Source organism: Paenibacillus sp. J31R34 (assembly GCF_059383715.1).
The window spans coordinates 494,020-515,818 of sequence record NZ_JBXENU010000004.1 but is presented as its reverse complement, the minus strand read 5'-3'; the positions used below and the strand labels follow the sequence as shown (position 1 = coordinate 515,818).

At 46.1% G+C, this 21,799-nt stretch carries 15 protein-coding genes; 2 read left to right on the top strand and 13 right to left on the bottom strand.

Going from position 1 to position 21,799, the window contains the following annotated elements; all coding sequences use genetic code 11:
• Window positions 1–239: 239 nt before the first annotated feature.
• Window positions 240–962, bottom strand: a complete 723-nt coding sequence (locus AC50YG_RS14945; protein WP_494827748.1) for a metallophosphoesterase — start codon at window positions 960–962, stop codon at window positions 240–242.
• Window positions 963–1,173: 211 nt separating this feature from the next.
• Window positions 1,174–2,532: an FAD-binding oxidoreductase gene (locus tag AC50YG_RS14940; RefSeq protein WP_494827746.1), complete on the bottom strand. Its 1,359-nt coding sequence runs from the start codon at window positions 2,530–2,532 to the stop codon at window positions 1,174–1,176.
• A 413-nt stretch (window positions 2,533–2,945) separates the two neighbouring features.
• Here AC50YG_RS14940 and AC50YG_RS14935 point away from each other — a divergent pair, with 413 nt between their 5' ends.
• Complete coding sequence (locus AC50YG_RS14935) at window positions 2,946–3,686, top strand: hypothetical protein (RefSeq protein ID WP_494827745.1); 741 nt, start codon at window positions 2,946–2,948, stop codon at window positions 3,684–3,686.
• A gap of 155 nt (window positions 3,687–3,841) precedes the next feature.
• Here AC50YG_RS14935 and AC50YG_RS14930 read toward each other — a convergent pair whose 3' ends face one another.
• The 9 genes from AC50YG_RS14930 to AC50YG_RS14890 all read right to left on the bottom strand — a co-directional run bounded on the left by AC50YG_RS14930 (window position 3,842) and on the right by AC50YG_RS14890 (window position 16,639).
• A complete protein-coding gene (locus AC50YG_RS14930) occupies window positions 3,842–4,783 on the bottom strand; it encodes a carbohydrate ABC transporter permease (RefSeq protein WP_494827800.1) in 942 nt (313 codons plus the stop codon).
• Between the two features lie 22 nt (window positions 4,784–4,805).
• The gene (locus AC50YG_RS14925; protein WP_494827744.1) at window positions 4,806–5,717 is read right to left on the bottom strand and encodes a carbohydrate ABC transporter permease; all 912 of its coding nucleotides are present in this window, start codon (window positions 5,715–5,717) and stop codon (window positions 4,806–4,808) included.
• On the bottom strand, window positions 5,714–8,266 hold the full coding sequence (locus AC50YG_RS14920) for a DUF5696 domain-containing protein (RefSeq protein WP_494827742.1): 2,553 nt from the start codon (window positions 8,264–8,266) through the stop codon (window positions 5,714–5,716). Before AC50YG_RS14920 ends, AC50YG_RS14925 begins: the two co-directional genes overlap by 4 nt.
• A gap of 16 nt (window positions 8,267–8,282) precedes the next feature.
• The gene (locus AC50YG_RS14915) at window positions 8,283–8,909 is read right to left on the bottom strand and encodes a YIP1 family protein (RefSeq protein WP_494827797.1); all 627 of its coding nucleotides are present in this window, start codon (window positions 8,907–8,909) and stop codon (window positions 8,283–8,285) included.
• On the bottom strand, window positions 8,899–10,362 hold the full coding sequence (locus AC50YG_RS14910) for a hypothetical protein (RefSeq protein ID WP_494827740.1): 1,464 nt from the start codon (window positions 10,360–10,362) through the stop codon (window positions 8,899–8,901). The genes AC50YG_RS14915 and AC50YG_RS14910 overlap by 11 nt, the downstream gene beginning before the upstream one ends.
• Before the next feature lie 16 nt (window positions 10,363–10,378).
• Window positions 10,379–11,248 (bottom strand): carbohydrate ABC transporter permease, encoded by an 870-nt coding sequence (locus AC50YG_RS14905; RefSeq protein ID WP_494827738.1) that lies wholly within the window; start codon window positions 11,246–11,248, stop codon window positions 10,379–10,381.
• A gap of 8 nt (window positions 11,249–11,256) precedes the next feature.
• On the bottom strand, window positions 11,257–12,216 hold the full coding sequence (locus tag AC50YG_RS14900) for a carbohydrate ABC transporter permease (RefSeq protein WP_494827736.1): 960 nt from the start codon (window positions 12,214–12,216) through the stop codon (window positions 11,257–11,259).
• Window positions 12,217–12,232: 16 nt separating this feature from the next.
• On the bottom strand, window positions 12,233–15,130 hold the full coding sequence (locus AC50YG_RS14895) for an extracellular solute-binding protein (protein WP_494827734.1): 2,898 nt from the start codon (window positions 15,128–15,130) through the stop codon (window positions 12,233–12,235).
• Between the two features lie 96 nt (window positions 15,131–15,226).
• Window positions 15,227–16,639 (bottom strand): extracellular solute-binding protein, encoded by a 1,413-nt coding sequence (locus AC50YG_RS14890; protein ID WP_494827732.1) that lies wholly within the window; start codon window positions 16,637–16,639, stop codon window positions 15,227–15,229.
• Between the two features lie 283 nt (window positions 16,640–16,922).
• On the opposite strand from AC50YG_RS14890, the gene AC50YG_RS14885 reads away from it, so the two are divergent.
• The gene (locus AC50YG_RS14885; protein WP_494827730.1) at window positions 16,923–17,675 is read left to right on the top strand and encodes a response regulator transcription factor; all 753 of its coding nucleotides are present in this window, start codon (window positions 16,923–16,925) and stop codon (window positions 17,673–17,675) included.
• 121 nt (window positions 17,676–17,796) lie between these two features.
• Here the strand turns inward: AC50YG_RS14885 and AC50YG_RS14880 are convergent, their stop codons facing one another.
• Window positions 17,797–18,813: an endo-1,4-beta-xylanase gene (locus AC50YG_RS14880; RefSeq protein ID WP_494827795.1), complete on the bottom strand. Its 1,017-nt coding sequence runs from the start codon at window positions 18,811–18,813 to the stop codon at window positions 17,797–17,799.
• 52 nt (window positions 18,814–18,865) lie between these two features.
• Window positions 18,866–21,565: an endo-1,4-beta-xylanase gene (locus tag AC50YG_RS14875; protein WP_494827728.1), complete on the bottom strand. Its 2,700-nt coding sequence runs from the start codon at window positions 21,563–21,565 to the stop codon at window positions 18,866–18,868.
• Window positions 21,566–21,799 lie beyond the last annotated feature (234 nt).

Genomic DNA, 21,799 nt, shown 5'->3' with positions numbered 1-21,799 from the left:
AGCCCTGAGCGTTTGTTAGTGTGCTTAATGTTTGATTGCCCAGAAAATTATATTCTTTTAAAATAATATTGTTTCTTGTAGAAACAATATTATCACCATCACAACTTTTTGTCCACGCAAAATTTAAGCGCTTTCAAAAAATGGCCGTCACATGATAAGTGACGATCGTCATAAATGTCGTTCATGCTTTATCCAACCAACCACTCACAATCCGCCCGCGATCAAGCACATGGATAACATTAGCATTTTGAAGCGTTTACGTAAAACCGACTTACTTTGCCATGGACCAGCTCTAGGCAATTGAGTTGTCCTCCTAAGGAACAACCACCGTCAATACCTATTTTGTCTCCGCCAAGCCAGATCTCACAGGAACCGTGAATATCCTTTGTAATCGTATGACCAAAGACAATAACCTTTTCCATACGAGTTTTGTTCCTGTAAAACTCCTCCTTGATATACAGCAAGTCATGAACATTCTGCTCAGATAATCGGGACACTAAAGGATTTAAACCTGCATGCACATAGATGTAATCGTTATCTTCGTAAAAGAAAGGAAGATTTTTCAAAAAGTCCATATGAGAAGAAAGCTCCCCCATAATCACATCTCGCACTTCCTTCAAATGATCTAAACCATTACTCTTGGTAGTCTTACAGTAACTATGTAAAGTTTCGCTGCCGCCATGCTCAAAAAATTTAATTATTTCTCGTTCACTCGCCCGATTCTCTATCACCCTAACAAAACGATGGTCATGGTTGCCTTGGATTGCAATTGCCCCCTGCTCTTGGACTAAATGCATGACTAAGTCAACGACCTCTTTGCTTTCCGGCCCTCTACTTACATAATCCCCCAGAAGAATCAGTCTATCTTGTACTGAACGATATTCGACTTTTTCCAAGAGTTCTATAAACTCGCGGTAACAGCCGTGAATATCGCTAATTACCAATGTTCGTTCCACATTCATAAGTTTTCTCCCTTTATATTTGGATATATTATCCCTGTATAGGATAACACGCAAAACCTTCCTTAAAAACATCACTAACTATAGTATTTACTTTGAAAATTCTATGTACCACATATATGGGGTCTCCTTCGTTACATGCATGCCTACATGCCTACAACGAAGGAGTTTTTAATCTTAGCAAAATCACAAAGCTAGTTACCTGGAAAAATGGTTACTTTGTCGTTGCTCTGCGAGCAGGAGTAATACTTTGGGGATTTCTAAACACATTTTGAGGGTCATATTTAGCTTTTATTCTCCGAAGCCTAGGATAGTTCGCTCCATAGTATACCGGTCCGGAATTTTTAATTCCTTGGTCTGGAACGTTTATATAGGACCCTACGATAAAGGGCTGCAGCTTCCGGCGTGTTTTGCGAACGATGGCGATATTTTTAGCGGCTTCGGATTTCTTAAGCCATGAGCTGTTCCACTCCACATAAAATTTCGCTTTACGCCAGTAAAATGCCGTTGATCGAGGAGCTTTACGGCTTACGGCCCCACCCCAGTTGAGGAAAAAGAATCCCGCGAACTCTCCTTCTACATTTTCTAAAAATTTGCGCATGGACTTTATCGCCTGATTGGGGAACGGCTTCCTTCCGAAACCGGAGGAGAACTGATTGCTGTATCTTTGAGTAAGCACCGGATCGGGAGGCAATAAAAATTTCACCGCTTCCGTGTACGGCAGCAACCGGATTATGGTGCTCGTTGGCGTTCCGACGCTCGTAACGGGCCTTAATAGGCGGATCGCCTCCGTTTTTGATCCGAGGAACAGCCCTTCCATGGTTACATTGCCGCCCTTTTTCGGACCGATGGATAATTCACTGCCTAGCCTGTTATTGACGAAAGGGGCCCATTTTTGCCAGGCTTTGAGTACCGCTTCGAATTGATTCCAGGGCCAAGTGATGCGATATACGGTAGCCTTGGCTGGAGCGCGATGTACTTTAAATTTGTATTTGGTATATACGCCAAAGTTGCCGCCGCCACCCCCACGGGAGGCCCATAGCAGATCAGAGTTGCACTTTTTGTTGGCACGAATCACCCTTCCCTTCGCATCAACCATTTCGACTTCAAGAAGATTATCGCTGATGAGGCCAATCGACCGTTGGAGCGGCCCGATTCCTCCACCAAGTGTGATACCGCCGATCCCTACAGTAGGACTGTCACCAAAAGGAGCTATAAAACCTTGCCGTGCAAGCGTGTTTGCAATTCTTCCCACTCTATTGCCCGTCTCGACAACAGCCGTTCCGCATCTTTTATTTAATTTGATTTTTTTCATATTACTTACATCGATGACAATTCCGCCATTGACCTGTGAAAGATTGACTTCGAGAGAATGTCTTCCACTTCGCGGTCGAATCGGCACCTTATGCTCACGGGCCCATTTTATAGCGTTGGCTACATCTCGTGTTCTTTGGGCAAAAACAAACACTTTAGGGAATTTGTCCGTATGGGGGTCCCAATTTTTACGTGCTGCTTCATAACCTGGATCGCCTTTGAAAATAACTCGCCCAGTAAGCTTCGTTTTTGATTTCAATAATCGCAACTCCCTTTGAGCAGATGATGACTCGGCAACTCAACATAAGGCACCGTATATCGTATGAAGGACATTCGTTTAGGGAATGGGCTAATGTATTGAAATAAATTTTGTCGAAGCTATGATCTATTTCTTCGGCATGTCTGATTGGATGGCTCGGCGAATTGCAGGCAGGAGGACACTTTTTCATTTCAAAAATTCCAAATTCATAATATGCTAGATATATCCATTTTAAACAGAGACAAGGAACATATTAAACATTCCTATACTAAAGCGAGGGAGTGATTGTTATAAACCCGTTTATTTCTGACGCAAGACCGCTCGCGCTACTATTCATAATGTTAGTCTGGCTAGCCGCTTGCAGCAACAGTTCCAACGATATTCTGCCTTTGGATGAGGATAATGCGGCAAGCATGGACAGCAATATCCAGACAATGGAGGACTGGACGAGTGCTGCCGATCACATTGTTATAGCTGCTAGAGTAGGAGAAAAGAGGCATGAAAATGGAGCACCCCACTATTCCTTGGAGGTGGAGCAAGAGCTTAAAGGGGTGCTCCCCAATAACATAATTGACGTGTATGCTTTACAGGGACTATCCGAGGACTATAAGCGCTACGTTTTGTTTCTCTATGCGAATGATTCGGAATATTACGATGAGGTTACGTACAGCGTGATTCATTCGGTTCATGCATTGGAGGGCGAAAGACTCCAAACCGGTCCTTATAAAGGAATGGAGTTGAATAAGCTCCTGAAAGATATTATTAACTCTCCCGGCTTGCAAAAGATAGACAACGACAAACATAGGGTCATTCAGCAGCCTGAAAGCATGGAAAAGCTTATTGAAGAGTCGGACTATATCATTCATATTGTTCCTCATGAGCTGCGGTTCGAGAACAGCGTCATTCGCGAGTATACGGTTGATTTCGTTCACGTCTATAAAGGCGATGAGCGGATTCAGAGAAAAGAAAGCTTAACGCTGCCAAGCGAGGTGGAAGCCGCGGAAGAGTATCTCGTATTTTATCAACTCCGAGACAAGGATGAGGAGAGCGAAAGTCCATCCATTACGCTAACAACTCGTAGAGGCAGCATCATTCCAAAGAGCGATGAACAAGCCTGGAAAGCGGTGATTGCCTTACTTGAGGGGATAAAATAGCGTCCATTATTTCGCACGCAAAGCGAAGCTATCCTAGTGGCCACCCGTTCTTCTCTGCAAACAATTGGCACTATTTTACAAAAAAAAGCACCTAGCGGGCTATCCAGCAATTAGCTGCTCCCACTAGATGCTTGCCTTTCATTTGGATGTATCTCTTATCCAACAAGTCCTGTCCGCTCGATACTTTCGACAAAGTAGCGCTGCACAAACAAATAAAGAATAATTAGCGGCAAAATCGCGAGCAGTATTCCCGTATCCTGTACCATGCTCAAGTAAAATGGGTCTGCTTTGGAGGACGCGCCGTCTGTGAGAAAGATGGATAAATTATAGGGCAAGGAAGCCAATTGGGTAGACATCACTTTGCTCGACGTTAGGTAGGTTGTCGTAAAGAAGCTGTCGTTCCACTGCCATACGAACGAGAACAGCAACACAGTTACGATTGCCGGCATCGCATTTGGCAGCATAATGCGTAAAAACGTCTGCCCGACACCCGCACCGTCCATATAAGCGGCCTCCTCAACCTCCTTGGGCACACCTCTAAAAAATTGGCGAAAAATAAAAATATACAGCCCTGCTCGCAAGGAATTGGCAGTTATGGAGGTTAAAATAAACGGCCAATACGTGTTCAGCAAATTGACAGATTTCCCAGTCAATAAAGGAATCAAGCCCATCAGGGTAAAGTCCTTCAGGTTTAAATACACGGGAATAAGTATAGTCGTAGGCGGAACCATGATCGTTAGAATAACGCCGCCAAAAAGCAGCTTGCTCCCTTTAAACTTAAGTCTTGCAAAAGCATAGCCCGCGAGCGCACAGGAGGCAGCCGTCAGCAGGGTCGTTGTCGACGACAGTGCAAACGTGTTCAGCAGCGTCTGCCAATAATCCATAATGGCTATCGCCTGCTTAATATTATCCAGCGAATAATTTTGTGGAATCCATATTACAATCGGTGAGTATAGATCTGTCTTGGACTTTATCGCTGTAGAAATCTTTTGCAGAATGGGATAAAGGATAACGAAGGATAATCCTGCGATTAAAGTTAAACGGACGAATGACCACAGCCACCGCTTCCAGCTTTCTAGCGATAATAATCGGTCCATTATCAAGGCATTCACGCTCCTTTTAGTCTTGGTAGAACACCCTTTTAGATACAAAATACGAGCTGATCAGCAAAATAATCATGATTGCCAGAAAATAGAGCCATGCCATCGCTGAGCTGAGGCCAAAGTTAAAGGTGGTAAAGCCCGTCTCCCGAATCAATTCCGTCATATTATTCCTTGAGAACGAATCGATAATCGTATAGATCATATTGACGAGAATGAGCGGGCTGACCATCGGAAACGTAATTTTCCAAAATGCTTCATAGCCAGTAGCTCCCTCCATCTTGGACGCCTCATACAGCTGAGGAGATATCGTCTGGATACCTGCTAGGAAGATCAAGAGCTGCACGCCCGACTGACTAACAATCTGATAAATACGGTCGACTGCCCCCGTAAGATATAAGACAATGTCTTCATTAACTCCCGCATCAAGCATTAATCCGGCCAACTCATAAGCGCCAAAAGCATTGATGATGCTGGAGCCCGCATTTTGGTCATTGACAGCTTGGATCAAGCTTGTGCTCTCAAGCGTCATAATAACCCCCGAGGCCAAAATGACAGGCAGAAAAAAGATCGACCTTGCAATAGCTCTGCCGAAAAATTTCTGATTCAGCAATACAGCTAAAAACAAACTGAATATAACGATCAACGGTACGTTTACGACCATGTCCACTATCGCTTCTGTCAATATGCGATTAAAGCTCGTATTGATCGTCAAAGCCTCCACAAAGTTTGAAAATCCGATAAATTGGATGCTCAGGCCCTCCGAGTTAGCCGAAATAGAACTAAAGCTGTAGCGTAAGGAGGAGAGCATCGGAATAAAAAAGAAAAAAACAAATCCAAGCAGCCAGGGCAGTACAAAAATAAAACCTAAAAAAGCCTTCTGCTGCGCATATGTCCGCTGCTTCAACCCGAGCTTCATTATAAGCTTCAAGAGCGTTCACCACCCGTAATATAGCTCTCGGCTTCTACCGTTCTGCCTTCAACCGTCACTTGAGTCTGGTTATAGTTCACAATCACATATATTCCATTCTCGTAAACCGTCTTAAATACGCCTTCATCCAGCTTTTCATGCGCGGTAATCCGCTCGTTTCGAACGCTCCTCAGAACGGCGTTCACTTCTTGATAGATCTCGGAGGCTTTATCGAGCCATAGCTTGTAATTGACAGCGTAGAGATGATTGTATTCACTATCCTTTACCTTATAGTTCGGCTCGTAAATCCATTCGAAGTAAACACCCGCTCCATATTCCAAATTTTTCAGCACATATTGCTTTTCATTCGTATAAGTAGAAAGATTATATGGTGCCCCCGCGTATTCAATAAACCCACGAATGACCATCTGATAGAAAGGAATTTCTTCATCCTCAAGTTTAAATCCGCTGCCGGACAACGGCGCATTCGTAATATGGGATAAATAAGGCAGCGCATAGGCATTTCCGCCGTTAGCCATCACCTTCAACTTTTCATCCCGAATTTTGTCCAATGCTTCACCCGATATGGATTCAGACATCGTTCGATCAATTTGCTTGTTTTTACGGAAATCGCTATTCAATTGATCAGCCAAATCCTGCAGCGAGAGGCCTCCAGGCTGAAAATCACGAATGCCTTGGAGCATGGAATCCGTATAGCCCACTACGAGCCGTGGGGATATGACATAGGACGGCGATTTGGTTATATCCCGTCGATTCAATGCCAGATCAAGCGGATAAAGCATGGCAGGAACCTCTCTTAGCGTTCTTGAAGCTTCATCGGACTCATCGAACCCTCCTCCTGTAAGCGCAGTCAAAACGGCAACCTCCGGGAACAGAGAAATCCCTTTGCTCTGGGCAAACGCAATAAATTCCTGCATGCCCTTGCTCCCCCCGATTTCCTTATCGACCCTAACATGGTTCGGGACTTTATGATCGAGACCTTCATTGAACCAGCCCGAATACTTGAGCTTAATATCGCTTATCTCACGCTGCTGCAGCTGCTCGACAATGGTCTGCGCTTGCTCGAATGTCGTAAGCGGTTCAAGTGCCTGATAGGGAATGCCCACGAAGTGCTTCTGCTTGGATATGCTTCCAACTAGCTGCAAATAGAAGGGCGTATCCACTCTCGTATCGTTTATTTCGTGCTTCAGCAATCCATTATTTTTCTCCAAATATTTCTGATAATAACGAGCCATTCCTTCGTAAGAAGCTTGCTTGCCACTTAGAAAAGCATAACGGATCGTATAGTCGCTTTTCATCGGGTTTTCTTGAAATCTTGGGAGTGAACGCTGCTGCCCATTCCCATCTAGGTATACTGTTCCCTTATTGATTACATAAAAATTCGGATAAACATAGTTGTAGCTGTTCAATCTGCCTCCAATGTCCGCATGGATGGTAGCAACAGATGCGCCCTCCTCAATGATTCCGAGAAAAGCTCCGCCCTCCCGAATAATCCCAAACACAGGGAGTCTCACCTTTTGTTCTCTAGCTGCATTCTCGGTTCTGTCTATCGCTTGATCCGCCCCATAGACAAGCTGCTGATAGGCCGGATATTTGGTTTTTCCGTTGTTAAAGTGGATAAGAGCACCTGAGCCATCCGGAACGAACATCGAACCGTCCTCATCCTTCCCTCCTGCACCAAAAAAACTGAGGAGCGAAATCGTGTTAACGGGATATTCATCGGGATAGCGGATGCTGGAAACGGGAATTTTGGCGACTAGGCTATCCGCATCCAGCGTATATTCAATCGATGCTTGAAAAATGCGCGCGGCGGGCTTCTCCTGCGTAAATTGAAGCTCGGCCATGTCCTCCTGCAGCTCCGCTTCTGTATAACCCGATTCCTCCAACGCAGCGAGCGCACGCTCCAATTGAAGCCCATTCAATGCGCTGTCATTTCTTGTATATACCGCTTTTTCCGTATCCTCTTTATAAGCGATGAGCAAGGCTCTTTTTCCTGCTTTCTCCAGCTTGCCTGACAATTCCTCGAAACGGGCCTTGCTTAGCATTTTAGGTAAATCTTCTGCTGTTTTTGCGCTCGTACCAAATTGATAAGACACGCTGATTCCACTCGGAATCTCTGTGACATTAATCTGTTTATGGACAACACTGTCTGTGTATGAATTAATAGAGTTGAGTTGGCCAAAGCTGTTATAAAAATCAATTTTTATTTGAGAGGACAATAAATCCTTGTTTACTCCCGTAGCAAGCGAATCCGAGCCTCGATCAAGCGGGTTGCTGTTCCATATTTCACCCGTTTGTTTGATAAGAACCGCTATCGCCCCATTCTGATCATCTACGAATAGCCGCAGTTGGTCATTTTCAGCTACTCCCTTCATACCGGCGACACGAGAATCCGTGAAAGCAGCGCTCAAGGACTTCCCTTGCGCAAATACCGACAAAGCCTGATTATCGTCCTTTCTATGATTACCAGATGGCGTATCGGAGCAGCCTGCAATGATAATCCCGACTAGGAAGCATGCGACCAACAGGGCATTTTTGGCTATATTCATCTCTATGCCTCCTCCCTTAGCTTCTCAAAACCAATTCTTGATAAATAACCGATATAAAAGCCAGCATCTGCTGGATTAAACTAAAGAACAATAAGCTTAAGAAGGCCATGAATCCCATAGCTGCAATCGTCAAAATGATAGTCCCGATCGTCTTGGACGGCGTATATTGATGAACCGTCATATTGCCGACAAAGAGCAGAAATACGCACCATATCATGGCGATGCTGCTGGAAAAATGATAAAACGCCGTCTCCTGCAGCGAAATGAAATTGCTCAACAAAATCCAAGGTAGATGAATAATAACGAACGGGATTAATGCAAAGCATGTAGAAGTAAAGATGTCGACAAACTTCCCTTCCCCATCCATTAAGGTCGTCAGCGACCAATTGGCCACACACCAAAACAATACGGGAACAACGACATACAAAATCTCCATCAAGCTGTTCATTCCATTTGGATTAACGAGATTGACCACAAACCCGCTGTACTGGCTCTGCATTATATTGGTCACGGCCAGCAAAAACAGAATCACAAAAGAAATGACGATGCTCGCCTTTTGATTGCGGTCATATTTCAGCTCCCAATAGCCATTAAAGGGATGCATAATGAGATAGAAAGGGTATTTATACAGCTCACTGTTCAATGGAGGCAATCTGACGTCCCCCTTTCTTTTTCCGATACTTTTTAATAAGCAAGGCAACGATCACAAGTCCAAGCATGCCCGTCATCATCGCAGTAAAATGTTCCCGCAGCACTTGCTTGCGATAAAGCAGGAACGCCTTCGAATAGCCTTTCTGATCCATGCTTTGTTTAAAATATTTCATCGCCTCGCCATAATCCCCTTGCCGGATCAGTGCTTTGCCAATGCCCGCATAGGCGAATTCTAGATTTGCATTCATGTTAATCGTCTGTTGAAACAACGTGTGGGCCTGCTCTTCATCGCCTTTATAATAACTCCTGACCGCTTCATTCAAGGTGCGGCCATATTCCGTCGATTGAAATACCGTGATTTCACCAAGCGCCTTATCCAATATGAGGTAATCATCACCAACGCGCTCAAGCGCCACCGGTGTATGGAATTCACCCAATTGATTGCCTAGCCCTCCGAAAACATACATGAAGTGTCCGTCACCATTGTAAGTGAAAATTCGGCCTCTATTGGCATCCAAAATGGCGTATATCTCACTGTCCGTGACATCGATATCAACCAATCGGGTTGGACCATCAGCCGTCATGAAACGAATATCTCCTTCCGGAGGAAAATAGCCTTCCTCCCTTAAAATATCGCCCCCCCGTGCATTCAATTTTCTGACGTTGTTTTGCATTTGACTATTTGTCGCGTAAAGGAAGCCTTCATCATTAATATCCAAATTCGAAAATTCCGTCGGCGTGAACATTACCATCTGGCTGCGCTGCGCTTGAGTGGACAGCATTTTCCAAAAATACTCGACTGGGCTGAAAAACACACGGTTTGCGCCGATAAACGATGTGAATTCGCCATTCGAATTAAATTCCATAAATCCGTCAAAAACCCCGGCTGCCATCACATAGATTCGCTGCGCCTTATCCACGACAACCCTTACCGGCTCAAATTTAAATGGGGCCTGCAGCAGCTCGGACTCGGGCGACTCGATAACCTTCACCAGCTTGTCGTCCTGATCGAGATGAACCACTCTTTGATTTCCTGTATCAGCAACGAACAACTGCTTCTCATCCGTTACGAATAAACCTTGAGGGTTCTGGAACGTTTCCTCTTTGCCCTCATGGACGTATGAAGTAATCATTCGCACCAGCTCAAATTGCTGATTCAGAATGACGACACGATTATTGCCTGTGTCGAGCAAATAAATCTGCTTATCAGCCGTAACGTGCAAATCGCTCGGTTCCTTTAATGGCCCAATTCCCATGCTCTCGCCGTTCCATAAGCTTGTTGCTTTGTAAGCTGCAGGAGCGGCTACCGTGTTCCCCCAAAATGAATAATTGTAAGAACCCGCATCCTCCGCCGCCTTGGCAATCGTTCCTCCCATGCCCATGCTTATCAGGCAACAAAGCGCAATGAAAAGGTATATCTTTGTCTGTAATCTGCCTTTCAACATCCTGCACGACTCCCTTCTACTCTTTCATTCCGGAAGTTGCCATCGTCTGAATGACGCTGCTCTGGGAAATGATAAAGAGTGTGATCGGAACCACCATCAAGATTAGCGCAACTGCCGCACCGACTCCTGCTCTGGCAATTCCCCCTTGCGTAATTTGACCCAAAGCATAATGCAGCGTCTTTAAATTCTCACTGTAGATAAAGCTGCCCCCATCGGTCCCCCATAACATAGGAAACTGTAAAATCATGAGCGTTAACCATGCTGGCTTCACATTCGGCATGACAATGCTCCAAAAAATCCGGTATTCATTAGCACCATCAATTTTTGCCGCCTCCAGCAAGGCATCCGGTATTTGCTCCATGAATTGCTTCATGAGGAACAGGCCTAACGGAAAAGCAAGTGACGGTACAATAATCGACGCATGCGTGTTAATCCATCCAAGCCAGGACATCACCATATAGTTGGGAATTGCCGTCACATGCCCAGAAAACATCAAGGATAGCACTACAATGGAGAACAGCGTTTTAGATCCCAAAAATCGGTATTTCGCTAGCGGATATGCTGCGGCCGAGGCAAGCAAAATATGGCCGGCCGTACCGATAATGGTAATGATCACCGTATTTGCAATATATCGCGTGAGCGGGACCCACGAATTGCCCATTATCGCCACCAGGTCAAAAAAGTTATCCAGCGTCGGGTTGTGCACAAATATGCGTGGCGGGAAAATAAACAGCTCATCAAGCGGCTTAAACGCATTGTTCACTGCATAAATCAAGGGCATTGCCATAAAAGCGCCAAATAAGGCCAGGAGCGCGAATAGCAAAAAGCTGACTAGAAAGGAACGATTGAGCCTTTTGGGCATCCGAAGGACCGCGAGCATTTTCATGGCCAACGTCACTCACCGACCTTTCGCAGCATTTTCTGTGTCAGCATATTCGTTCCAATCATAATGACAAAAAGAACTGTCGCAATGGCTGACGCGTAGCCCATCTCAAAGCGAATCGAGCCATAGTCCATCAGGTGCGTAACCACCGTATGCGCAGCATAGTTGACACTTGGAAAGCCAGCCAGCGCAATGGAGATGTCCGCAACCGCGAAGGCTCCAGTAATCTGCAGGACGGCCCCGAATAACAGCTGCGGCCTCATGGAAGGCAGCGTAATGAACCACAATTCCTGCCAACGATTGTTAATGCCATCAACGGCGCCCGCTTCAATCAACGTCTGATCAATCGTTTGCAGGCCCGCGATAAAGGCGAGAAAGCTCGTGCCCAGGCTAAGCCATAGCTGGACGAGAATCACGATCGGCAAAATATATTTCTCATTGGTCAGCCATAAAATCGGTTCCAGCATAAAACCATATTTGATCAGAAACCCATTTAAATAGCCGTAGCTATCTCCGGAAAATACGATCAGCCAGATAAAGAACACATTTCCAGAAATCGATGGCGCATAGAAAATCAAGGTCATGACCGCACGGATCTTCGGTGACAGCTCATTGATGATCCATGCAAATAGAAAACAAGCGATATAGCTGACCGGGCCAGTAATGACCGCAAACATAAAGGTGTTTTTTAAGGCAATCATGAATACATCGTCGTTAAGAAACAGCCTTGAATAGTTTTGCCAGCCAACAAAACGCGGAAATTCGAGCATATTAAAATAAAAGAAGCTTAGACATAAAGAAAATACGACTGGAATGACCGTAAATAAGAAGAAAATAAGCATATACGGACTCATCAAAATATAGTGATGCTTGTTTCTTTTCAACTCCTTTATCGTATGTGTCCATTTGGATGTCTTCGTTGGCTGGACAAGTTTACGAACGGTTTTACCTGTTGCTGTTTCAGCTTGCATCGGCTTTCACCCCAATCTAGTACGGTAAGTTGAATTCCTTTCGTTTGATCGCAATTTCATCATTAATGTACAAAATATAATCGGATAATGCCTCGCGAGGATTCTCATTTCCATTGACGACTTTTCGGAAAGCATTATCCAGATGCCTGCCCGTGAAATAGCCGCCTGGAACCTGCGGGATTCCTCGCACCCACTGCCACTGGCTCTCTAAATTTTGATAGTCCTTGATCGGCCAAGGCAATTGCCCAAGCGCCTCCATATTAGCTGTCGGATAACGTGCGGCTTCACCCATCAGCCCTTCCATCTCGCGTCCGTATGCCACTTGGGTTTCCTTGTCCGTCCACCATTTCATAAATTCCCATGCCGAGTCCTTGTCATTCGCATTCTCAAGCATCATCACTGCGGTTGTATGGCTGGCAACTTCATGATTGATCGAGCCGTTCTGCTGCTCCATGCCGGGCACGATTGTAAAGTCCCATAGGCCTTTAATTTCCGGTGCCATGACCGTCAGTGCATTGTAGGTCGTATAGTCCGCAATGCCGACTGGCATCTCACCCGTCCGAAAGCGATTAGGAAAGTCCGCCTGCAGCGGAAACTTGTAGTTCGTATAGAACTGCGACCATCTCTTGAAGGCTTCCATCGATATCTCGGAATCCAAAGCGCTTTTTTTGTCCTCATCCCGATAGAACGCTCCGCCATTTTGGTACAGCAGCATCGCGAATGTCGCATTCGGAACGAGGTTCGCGTTATTGGTTGCCGCCTCAATAGGCAAATAAAACTCCATATTATGCTTTTGAAGAACGGAAATCATGTTGTATACTTCATGCCAGGTTTTAGGCGGCGTCAATTCCAGTTCCTCCAAAATATCCTTGCGATAAAACAGCATCGGGAACGTCTGCTGCTCCGGAAGGGCATACACCCCGTTGCTGTACACATACGGTTCCAGTGCGCTGTCGCGGAAACGGGAAGCCACCTCCTTGAAATCAGCAAAGCTCGATAAATCCGCAGAGGCGTTCCGCATCGCATAGTTGACGGGTACATCTTCGCCAATCTGCATAGCAACGTCAGGCCCCTCCTCGGCTAAAGTAGCCGGTAGAAGGATGTTGCCCGGGACGAGCCTAAGCTTCACCGAAATATTCGATGCCGATGTAAACGAATCGTCAATCAAGCTTTTCAGCACTTGCGCCTGATCCCGTCCTGTTGTAATCCAGACGGTTATGGAACGCTGATTTTCTCCTGTATTGCCAATGCTGTCATAGTCTTCGGTATAAGAGGCTATATAGCCGCCAAGCTCGTGCTTTATTCGACCCAATGCCGTTGCCTCCGCCTGAGGGAGCTCCCGATCTGGTGAGGAGACAACCAAATAATCAAGTGTAAGCGGTTGTTCACGTACGGTCAGAATCCATGTTCCAAGACCGCCGACATTGATTTTGAATGCATTCAAGCGCCTTGCGATGGTTTCCGGTTTGTCCACCATTTCTTCCAATTGACGAACCATCGTATGCAGAACAGCTACTTTGTCGCTGCGCTCCCCCGTTGCTTGCTCCAAGTAATCGGCCACACGTTGAATCGTTGCCGCTTGCTCCTTGAACACCTTCGTCATCTCCGGTATCCGCTTCTCCAATTGATAATCGCGGTAAGGGTCCGGCGTATTCGAGGTAATCATCAATATTTTCCTAAACATTTCATTAAGCTGCAAAACGCTGGACTCAACCGTTCGCAGCAGCGGCGCAATTTCGCCGAGAGAAACCTCCATCCGAATTCGATGCGTGCCTTTCGTCAGATGGAATAAATACGGCTCCGCTCCTCCGAGTACATTCATCTGCCAGTTCATATCGAATTTAAACGGGATTCGCTTCATTTCCGTAAACGGGTACTGGCCGTCAATCATCAGGCTGCGTGTGCTGTAAACGCCCCGGAGCTGATCCTGCTTGCGCTTAAGGGCAATTTGATACAGGCCGTCTTCCTTCACCTCTACTTCCCACTCTATCCACTGCCCGGGCAGCTTCCAATTCAGTCCGCCAATCGTATTGATTCTGAGCTTGGAAACATCATACGGTACAACCGACGAACTTGATCTGTCGATAAGCGGGCTTAAGGTTGGAGACGACTTCAGCACGGCCTCTTCCGCCTGAATCGTCACGTATTGATCTTTAACAGGTGCTAAACCTGCGGCTTCATATTCTTTTTTGATTTCCGCATAAGATTTTGCGACTTTCTCCTGATACAGCTCGATATAATCGATAGCCATTGGCTCCCGTGATGACGTCAGCGACAAGGTTTGCTGCCCTTGGTCAAAATAGAATAAATACGGCTCGTCATAATAACCGCCGCTATCCGTTAAAGTCTTGAGCTGCCATGACGGCTTCTCGACCTGTCTCGGGCGCAGATCGTTTCCTCTATCGTCCCTTCTTATAGCATCTTCCAGATTACCCCATAGCCGGTTGAACAACAGCATTTCCGCACCCTTGAATGGCACTTTCTCATTAATAGCAAGCTGCCTTTCGATCGCAGAGCTTTTTCCCTCTATTGGGTAATAATGAATTCTGATGTTGTAAAGTCCCGGCTCTGCCATCTCCAGATTCCAGCTAATGGTTCCAGCCTCCGGCGTAATCACCGCTTTTCCATCCAAGCCTTCAAACCGATCTGCCATTTCAAAGCCGTCTCCAACCGTTTTTGAAAAGCTTTCCCCTTCGATTCGGATAACCTCAGCCGGACGCTCGGCATTCGAATAGCTGTTCAAATAGTCGTCATAGCCGCCCTTAGCATAGGAATGCTCTCCCATCTCAAAAGCACTCTTGGCTTGAACTCTCCCCATGTCAGATTGATTCTGAGGGTTATAGCTCCAAATGGACAAAAAAAATAAAACTAGAGCTAGTATGGCGATTGCGTATTTCTTCACTTTGCTGTTCAATTCTTCTCCCCTCCTGCTGCTAGAGATAAAATATTCCAAACAGCCCCTATGAATAGAATGGCTCAATAGGGACTGTTCGACATTCGTAAGGAATCGCTATTTTTTATACACTTCGTCAATTGCAGCTTGAACATTCGCTTTAAATTTGCTTATAACGGTAGATACCGAGTTTCCAGAAGTAAGGTCGCCTATAATATCGTAATAAGGCAATTTCGGGAATGTATTGTGATCGAGAACAAGCATGCCTTCTCCGGAAATGATAGCGTTCTCAATATCATCCTCATTCGTAAAGTTGCTCTCCAGCGTAGCTTGGTCTGGATAATCATAAATCGAATCGACATCGTTCATTTTTTCCCAAATGTACATGAGCTGCTCTGGATTCTCGACTTTTTTTGGAATCGCCAGAGACTGGAAGAGAGCTTCGCCAGCATGATAAGCGGAAGCACTCGGGCCTTTAGGGAAGGGAACAAAGCCGATGTCAAAATCCTTCATATCCGTCTTGAGTCCTCCGATCTCCCAAATGGCGCCTGCATACATCAGCGTGTTGCCTTGACGGAAAAACTGGCCAGGCTCTGTCCAATCTCCGCCTTCCGTAGCTCTTGCAACCTTCTCAGTTGCCACACGGGAAATGAAATTAAAGGCTTCAACCGTTTTGGGATCTTCTAAATTTTGCTTATTTCCTAGGGTAAGGCTGGCTTCATTGGAGTACAGCGCCTGATCCATCAGCGAGCCTTGTGAAAGTCCCCATCTATCCAGCTTACCATCGTTATTCGTATCCTTGTTGGCCTCTTTGGCAACTTGAATGAACGTGTCCCAATTCCAATTATCTTCATCTACATAATCCTGAAGCGGCTTAAGTCCTAGCTGATTCAGAAGAGTACGATTATAGAAAACGCCACCCATAAAATCAGACTGATTATCCGTAAAACCATAGCCTCTGCCCTCATACTGCATAAACTCATTGGTAACCTTCTGGTTGAATACCTTCGTATTTTTCGTATACTCATCAATCGGCCAAATTAAATCTTGTTGAACCAATGACGGAATCATATAGGCTTTACCCAGTCTGACGATATCGCCGAGTGGCTCGCCTGCTACCAAAGATGCGACAACTTTCTGCTGATACTCGCCGTAGTCAACAGCGACGTATTCCACTTTAAAATTATGCTTCTTCATTAGATCATCCAGATTTTTCTTGCGCTGAATGTTGTCTGGATTGTCCTCGGGTATCGTCATATCCCACCACGATACGATTTTGATCACCCGTCCGCCCATGTCAAAATCCATATCTGGCGTCGATTGTTCATCTCCAGTTGCCTCACCGGCATTATTAGCCTCAGCAGGATCAGTCGTTTCCGAGCCTTCGTTAACGCTTGCCTCTGCCGGTTCCTTATTGCTGTTACCATTACTGCTTCCACTTGCATTACTGCCTGCGTTACCGCTGCATGCTGCTAGTGTAAATATCAACATTAAACTTAATAAAAAGACTGACAGTTTTCTCACTTGCATATGGATCCCCCCTGAAAATGGATTACATAAAAAGTGTAGCGCTTACATTTCTGAGTAACAACCTGCCTGTATTTAGATGAATCACCCTATAAGTTATAGATTTCAATGAAATCGCTTACTTGCTGTGCTACTCCCGTTTACAAATGGTAAACAAATGGTTGAGGGATAAAGAAATGCACGTTGTGGAGAAGCCGTACGTTGAACATAATGGAAACATAATTACTTCATTCGTACGGAAATTCATCCGAAGCCTATTATCAAAAATGAAAGTGAGGTTCTAACCGTGTATAAGGTATTACTTGTTGATCCAATGATTCATTCGAGGGAAAAGACGCAGAACATGCTTGACTGGAGACATTTAGGTTTTATCATACAAGCGTATGCGGGCAATTCCTCAGACGCCCTGGCTTTAATGGATAGGGAGCCCTTTTCCCTTGTTCTAATTAATATTAAAAACGCTCAAGCAGATGGCATGCTGCTTTGCGAGCATATCCGCCAGCAAAGCCGCGTTTCGATCATCCTCTTGGAAGGGGGCGATGATTTTCAGTTGGCTAGGAAAGCTTTGTCCTTTCAAGTAAGCGATTACATTGCGCAGCCTGTTCAAGCAAGCGATTTAACGGCAAGCTTACTTGCTGTAAAAAAAGAACTGGAATCCATCGCTGATGATCAACAGCCGTTACATGCATCGCCTGTCTCCTTTAAGCGTAGCAAGCAGGGCAAGTCGATTATTGATATCGTAAAAAAATACGTGGAGGAAGAATTGCACCTTAACATTACGCTGAAAAAAATATCCGCCCTATTGCACTTCAACTGCGCTTATCTGGGTCAAAAGTTCAAGGATCACGAAAACATGTCGTTTAATGAATACCTCCTTCAGCAACGGATGGAAAAAGCAAAGCTGCTGCTCGAAAAAACGGATATGCGCATCTATGAAATTGCTAATGAGGTTGGTTACACTGAAATCGATTGGTTCTACAAAAAATTTAAAGCGTATACAGGAGCCAGTGCGAACGAGTATAGAAAGCAAATCTCTTAAATTCATAGCTGTAATTGCGGGCACAAACGTACAGGCCAGCTTCCCTTGGATGAGGAAGCTGGCCTGCTGCATGTCTATCAACCTTATAAATCCATTCCCTGTAAAATTTACTGATGCCGCTCTACTGCTCTGTTGCTCTACTGGCAGATAAATTGACAACCTCGTAATAGGCACCTTTCGGCTGCTGCTCCGTATCAAACAATAGCGGCCAATTTTTGCGGCCTCTTACCGGGAAATAATCCAGCCAAGTATAGTCGTCTGCCGCTCCCCAAAACGTAACACCTGTCAGCACATCCTTATATTCGCGAAACAGCTCAAAAAACTGCCGGTAACGTTGTTCCTGCTGACGCAGCATCTCAGCTGTCGGTACCGCTATATCCGTACGTCGGTCTTCAAAGGCGAAGACTGACACATCCATCTCGGTAATTTGCAGCTTCAAGCCAAGCGATGCATAACGCTCGATTGCTGCGCGGATGTCATCCAGAGATGGTTCTGTTAAATTCCAGTGTCCCTGCAGCCCAATACCGTGTACCGGAGCTCCCTGTTCAAGAAGCGTCTTGACGAGCCGATAAATTTTCTCGCGCTTCGCAGGATTGCACTCATTGTAATCGTTGTAGAACAACAGCGCCGCTGGATCAGCTTCATGGGCAAATTGGAAGGCTTGCACCATATAATCTTCGCCAATGCCCTCCAGCCACCTCGAGGGCCGCAGCCATTCATCCCCTTCGTCGCTGATCGCTTCGTTGACGACATCCCAGCAGTAGGTGGTTTCTTGGTAACGCTGCATAACCGCCATGATATGCGCCTTCATCCGGGCAAGCAGCGTTTCCCGAGCTGCTGTACTGCCGTTCCCATCGTCGAATACCCAATCTGGTGTCTGATTATGCCACACGAGCGTATGTCCGCGCAGCTTCATGCCATGCTCTCTGGCAAACTGGGCAATCCGATCAGCCGCCTCGAATGTATACGTGTCCTCTGCAGGGTGAAGGCTCTCAAATTTCATTTCGTTTTCCGCCGTCAAGCTGTTGTAGTGCTTGACCAGCAATTCACGTTGACTAACGATGGTGTGATCATTAACCGCAGCACCGATCAGAAAATCATTTTTGAAGCTTCCCGCCAGACTATCCGCTGAATTCATATGCTTCTTCTCTGTCATTCTTCTTCCGCCTCTCGCTTTTTCTATGACGATGCTACTTTCCCTTCGCGCCCGTCAGCTGCAATACCCCAAAGCCGAATGCGTTCTGGTACGACTGTCCGGACCGATCATTCCACATGGCCACACTATCGCGGCTTCCGTCGCCATCCTCGTCATTATTGATTTGCACGTCAAAGCCGATCAGATCCCCGGCTTTTGGCGCCTTTCCAATCCATGCGATAGATGCTTCCACTACATAACCATTCGCCGTCCGCTTCGTAGCTGAGATTAGATTCTCGCCTAGTGAAACCGGACTGACACTCTGCTCATTATCAAAGTTGATCCGATACTGTCCGTCATCGGAATCATAGCTGCTGCTCGCTGCATTATTCTGGTCGATGAAAATTTCTACCGAATCCTGCTCCCACGCATTCGCGCTCTTTTTCGACAGCAGCGAGTCAGTCACCTCGGCCAGCACATACAAACGTTGGCCGTCCCATAACGTTCTGACCTTGGCCTTCGATCCGCTTGTTCCATTGACCCAGCGGTCGGTCACGATTGATTTTGCATTTGCCCATACCGCATCAATACTGCCATCAATGACTGGCGTACCTTTTACAGCTTTAGCGTATTGAGGTCCTTCAACCAGCTTCAAAACACCGAATTTGGACGTATCGGTATCCTGTGAATTCGTCTTGTCATTCCAGGATGTCTTCGTCACTGTGCTGCCAGACTTATCGACCATTCGCACATCGAACCCAAGCTCTTTTCCTAGCAGCCCTTTAATTGGAACCGCAGCTTCAATGCGGTAGCCGCCTTCCGTCTTGACCGCTTTATAATTCACGGCTTTATCCTTATTCGCTCCACTGCGCTGGAATGTATATTTTTTATCGTCCGCCTCGTAAGACGTTGTCTTGCCATTGTTGCCGTCCATATAAAGCTCAACCGCATCGCTGCTATTCGCCGTTTTATCCAACACATCTACCGTTATATAAAGATGTTTCTTATCCCAAAGCGTCTTCACCTTGGCAATTGCACTGCCATCCTTCGAGATGGATACGAGCGGTGCTCTATTCCAAGCCTCCTCCAGCTTGCCATCGATCTTCGCACTTCCCTCCGCTGCCGTTGCTTGCATCGTTTCGACTGGCACCTTGCTCGGATCGACGAGCGCCCAGTACGCGAATTTCGCCTGCAGCCGTTCATCGAACAATAGCGGCCAATTATTGCGCGTGACAGGGAAAGTACGGAGCCATGTATTAAGATCGTCCTTGCCCCAAAAGATTACTGCATTGAGCTGGTCCTTATGCTTTTTAAACACTTCGAAAACTTCCTTGTACCGATTTGCCTGCTTAATTTGCAATTCAAGCGGAAACGCATCATAGGAATCGGCGTCATTCGTATAGACACTCATATCAAGCTCCGTGATCTGCTGCTCAATGCCAAGACCCCGGAACGCCTGAAGCATATCATCAAGTGACTGAACGGACGGGGCCGCAATGCCAATATGTGTTTGATGGCCGACGCCGTCCACAGGGATACCCTTACCTTGTAGGCGCTTGATTAAATCATGCAAATCTTGTCGTTTTTCAGGAATATCCGTGTTGTAGTCGTTAATAAACAGCTTGGCCTGTGGATCTGCAGCATGTGCATATTCGAACGCCTTCTCAATAAATTCCTCGCCTGCTATTTGGTACCATAGGCTGTTGCGCAAACCATTCGGCTTCTGGTCACCGGAATCAAGAACCTCATTCACAACGTCCCAAGCGTAGATTTTGCCTTTGTATCGGCCGACAACCGTCTCAATATGCCGCTTCATCCTTGCATACAGCAATTCCTTGCTGGCAAGATTGCCGTTCTCATCGTAGAACACCCAATTTGGCGTTTGGGAATGCCAGACGAGCGTATGGCCGCGTACAGCCATGTCATTGTCTACAGCAAAATCAACGATTTTATCCGCGCGTGTAAAATCAAATTGGCCTTCCTTCGGCTCGGTAGCATCCCACTTCAGCTCATTGCCTGCGGTCAGACTGTTGAAATGCTTCTGTAGCAGCTGTGCATCTGGGCCGGTGGCATCTTCAATTTCACTTACGAGCAAGGAAGTGCCCAGTAAAAAATCATCGGCAAATACATCTTTTAGAGATGGAATATCCTTTTGAATTTCAATAGGTACCGAATCTGGAATGCGCGCAATAACAACATCGTCCACATTAAATTCCAGTTTCGCATTATCTATGGATTCAAAATAAACACCTAGGGTCTCAAACGGATGGAGCAAGCTGTACGCGCCAGTTAGCTTCACCCAGCCGCTTTCCGTTACTGTTTTGGCAGCAACTGACTCATAAAACATATCCCCATTCGTTTTCCGCTCGATCAGCATCGAGACGGACGAATCAGGCGTTCCCGCAGGCAGGCGAACCCAGGCTGAGAGCTCATAGGATTTGCCGACCTCCATAAACGAGGCTAGATTGAGCATTGGGCCGTTCCAGCCTTCCGTTCTTCCTGTAACCTGAAGACCAAATTTACCCGAATGGGCAGCCGAAGCAGCAGCCGTCAGGCTTTCGTTGCCGCCGCGTCCATACCAGCCTTGTGTAGTGCCGTCTTCGAAATCCGTTGTGATTTGTTCAGCTTCGCTTGGCGGCGCTGTGCTAGCTTCCGCATTCGTCTGCTTTGGCAGCACGCTAAGCGATAAGGACGTTACCATCAAAATAGCAACCAGTAACAACGAAATAGAGCGTTTCAGTCGATTCTTCTTCATTTAAAACACCTTGCCTTTCAACTTATATTCCATAAAGCTCCCTTTTGGGGCGTGTCATGGCATCATTTGCTTTCTAGTAAAATGAACTCGGCGCATACCGCTGCATCTTGGTTCATTTATACCTAATCTTGCATTCCTTGCAAGTATAGCGTTTTCATTTTGAGCCAACTACCCGTTGATCTTTGTGAATTCACCCGATAAATCATAGATCCTTTTACGAAATCGGGCCAAACG